The organism is Catellatospora sp. NPDC049609 (assembly GCF_040675365.1).
Lineage (GTDB): Bacteria > Actinomycetota > Actinomycetes > Mycobacteriales > Micromonosporaceae > Catellatospora.
Map to the genome: position 1 here is coordinate 1 of NZ_JBFAOU010000347.1, position 3,915 is coordinate 3,915.

The 3,915-nt window shown below is 60.4% G+C and carries 1 protein-coding gene and 1 pseudogene; one reads left to right on the top strand and one right to left on the bottom strand.

The window, feature by feature from the left end; genetic code table 11:
* Window positions 1–302: 302 nt before the first annotated feature.
* Window positions 303–951: pseudogene (locus AB0J67_RS39735) on the top strand (transposase); the annotation flags it as partial.
* Between the two features lie 578 nt (window positions 952–1,529).
* Here the strand turns inward: AB0J67_RS39735 and AB0J67_RS39740 are convergent.
* Entirely contained in the window at window positions 1,530–3,542 is a 2,013-nt protein-coding gene (locus AB0J67_RS39740) for a hypothetical protein (protein WP_363490774.1), read from the bottom strand.
* Window positions 3,543–3,915: the final 373 nt, after the last annotated feature.

The window sequence follows — 3,915 nt, forward strand, 5'->3', positions numbered from 1 at the left end:
TCCGTCCACAAGCCGCTTGCTGGTCTACGTCCTTGAGCGTAAGGACGCCTGGCGAACCAACGCGAGCTACCTCATACGTAATCGAAACGCCCAGTTACTGGGCGTTTCAATTACCAATGAGGTACCTCGCCTTGTTCTGTCATCCTTCCGCTCGGGAACGCGAGGCGGTTAGCGGCTTGTAGGAGTACTTGCCCAGATTAGGGCACCGGGTTTCTCCAGCGGATCGTGTCTCATTCACAAAGGCGAGGTTTGCCGGACATCGAGTGCGACCCAGCGGCTGCCGTCGATAGTAGAACGGCCGCATGACCACCGGACGGCCCGCATACCCCTCCGACCTGTCCGACGCGCGCTGGGCGCTGATCGCGCCACGGCTGACCGCCCGGCGCCAGGCCCGCACCGACGCCGGCGTCGACGGCCGCAAACCCAGCTACGACCTGCGGGAGATATTCAACACCATCCTCTACGTCAACCGCACCGGCATCGCCTGGCGCTACCTGCCCCACGACTTCCCGCCACGGCCGACCGTCTACCACTACTACTTCACCGCCTGGACCCAATGACGGCATCTCCACCCAGCCCAACTCGACCTGACCGGCCCGATCCGCACCCAGACCGGACACGACGCCGCCACCCACGAGTGCGGGCGTGATCGACACCCAGAGCGTGAAGACCTCGACCAACGTCCCCCTACACACCCACGGCGTCGACGCCGGCAAGAAGATCGTCGGACGCAAACGCGGCATTGTCACCGATACCCTGGGCCTGCTCCTGGCCGTCATCGTCACCACAGCCGCCGCCGGCGACAACACCATCGGCATCGACCTGCTCGACCAGGCCGAAGCCGCCCACCCCGACCTGGCCAAGGCCTGGGTCGACACCGGGTTCAACAACCGAGTGATCGAACACGTCGCAGCCCTGAACATCGACGTCGAGGTCGTCACCAAAGACCCCAGATCAGAGGGTTCTCCGACGCACGACGCCCGTGTCTTCCGCGAGTCCGTTTGGCTGAGTGCCTCGCTGACCGGATGCACGCCGACGGCGGACCTGGGGGTTCGCTGGCACGCCCTATACCGGCACCGGCCTGATAGGCCCCCGGACCAGCCGCTTACCGAACACATCCGCACGTTCAATAAGATGATCGCGTTCCGCCGCGCGTGCGTGGATCGCGTCATCGCGCACCTGAAGAGCTGCCAGGATCCTGGCCCGCCCCTGGCTACCGGCGGCTACTTCGCAACTTCCGGTAACCCTCACCCCGTCATTGCGCTGGAGATTATCGGACATCGATAAGCATCTCATGGCCAACGCTCTCAGAAGGCAGAGAGCATCATTTCGCCACATGGCGTCACGCACCCCATCCTGGCTCGAAGGGAGGTCACGCTGCGGGCGGCCGTAGCCGCTTGGGCGGCTCCCACTAATTCGTTGAGCTGGTATTCGGAGGACAGAGGTCGGGCCAGATTGAGACGGTGTGCAGACCAAAGCAGACTGCGCGCCTTAGCCTGCACACCGAAATCTCTAGGCCGTAATTCCAGTCACCGCCGTCGCGGAGTGATCATTACGCCGTCGGCGTGGAGTTTTCCGTCGAATCGTGATTCACTTCCGTAAGTCAGCGTTATGGAGACCGGTTGCTCAGTGTCGAGGGAGACACCGTCATCCGGATTCAACAGCGCCCAGCGTCCCTGATTCGCGTTCTGATCGACGGTGAATTCGATCGGACCTGACTTTGTGAGCACTTGATAGCGAGCGAACTCGTCCAGGCCGTTACCGGCCGGAATGTACACCCAAACATTCCACAGGTCGGGTTGCATGGTGAAATCCTGTAGACGCATACCCATAAGCCAATTCATCGATGCCTTGGGATCCTTGGCCACCGCCACGTCCCCTAGGAAGCACTCACTGCAAGCTTCGGTTTCCCATGCGCCGACGGCGCCCGCAGTTCGCGCATCCTCCATCGCGGCGAAGTGGAGCGTGTTGAGCCAGAATGTCATCGCGTCATCCTCCGTGCCGAGGAACGTTACCCATTCGTCGTAAAACTCGTCGAAATTGTGGGGTTCAGCTTCTCCGATGACGGTCAGGACATTGTGAAGAGGCACCGAAGATGAGTCGATGAGGCTAAACCGCTTCTCCTCAGGGCTGGAGTCAACGAGATCGAAGAGCGCTGCAGCGATATTTCCTTCAACTGCAGGACCGGACTCGAAGCGCGTTCCGTCAGAGAGGGCGCGGGACTCCAAGTCCGCCGAGCTACCATCATTGAATACGATTTTCGTCCAAGATGTTTCACCGGGCTCGTTCTCAGCAAGTACCGCTATCCAGTTCGCGAATCCCTCACTGAACGCGCAGTCCGGACTACTCCGTTGATAGATGAAATGATCGACGCAGTTCGGACGATACCAGTCAAGGTAGTCTTCGTCGAAGAGCCGGTGTAACAGGTGGTGTCCGAGCTCGTGCTCCACGGTAAAGTCCGCCGCATCGCCTCGCTCCAACACGACAACGCCGGTCTCAGGGTCGTAGTATGAGCCGCCGTTCTCCACGAAGGTGATGAGAGCTTTCCCAAGAAGGTTGCCTCCCACCAGGTCACGGACGTTGTACGCTGCCGCATAAGCGTGGGCTGCAGGCTCGGATGCCTCGTGATCTGCTCCGTCCTCCCGCTGGAAATGCAGGCCAAGTGCGATGGTCATCATCGGCTCGGTGTTTATTTGACCGGGTTCGACGATCATCACAGATGCGTCAGAGTTCTCTGGGTAGATCCGCAGTTGGAGCTTGTCGTCCGCGCATGCGTTCGACCTCATGTAGGCGATATCGGTGAGATCGCACCCGTGCCATGTTGTGCCGTCGGCCGAGACATAGCGTTGCGGGTAGATGAAGTTGAGCACGAAACGGCCGTCATCATCCAGATACCCGGTGAGCGGCACGCCGCTCGAACCTTCGGTCAAGACCGGACGCCACTCGACCGGATCGTTTTCATTACCGGCTTTGCCTTCATACCAAAGCTCCCACAAAGCACCGGGAAGTGACCGCATAGGTTCATCCCCGGACGAGTCGGCTGACATGTGGCGCGGCGCAACCACCGTCCCGGTGATATTCACCGTCGGTGGCGCGGGCGGAGATCCTGGCGGAGGACCACTCGGCGGCCCTACGGGGGGTACAGGTGGATTATCCGCCGGCGAGCAAGAGCTATCTTTCCTCGGCATCGCAATGGGCAGGATCGCCGCCCCGTTTCGGTACCGCGACCCGGAGTGGTGCCCGCCAGCACCGAGATCCAGGACTAGTTGCGAACTCAGGCAAAAGTCGAGCCTTGTCGTGGTGTAGCTGTCATCATTGTCAGGGTTGACAACGTAGTTGACGGACACCTTGTACACATCCTGCGGGGCCCACGGGGCAGGTAGTGGACAGTTGTAGAACTTCAAGTACTGGTAGTCGGCGTCCATTCGGTAGTTCATCACACCGATGCCGTTCCAGAACCCACCCGAAATGGCGCAGGCATCGTAGTTGGGTGGTGGCGGCGGGTCATCTACCGCAACCGCCGGCGTCGCGAAGATACCCACCCCGAGAAGCGAAGCAGAAATGACAGTAGCTGCGAAACGTAAGTATTTGTAACTCATAGGTTCCTTTCCGCGGGAGCTGTATTTCACCGAATCTCGCTGCAGGACACTCGTGGCGGCTCAGGTACAGCAGCGGGCACCCCTGGCCAGCTTCTAGCTGGCTTCTGTCGACCAATACGAAAACCAACGCAGCCCCGGATCATGATCCAGATCACACCATGTTGTTCGGTCGAGGAGAACTGCCCCTGCTCTCCGAGGCGGGCCGAGGGCGGGACAGTGATCTAGCCTCGGTCTTTCACGAGTAGTAGATCTTGTCGCGCATTCGGATACGTGATTACGCCTGTCGGTTCCTGCTGGTGACGGGCATGCTGCTGGC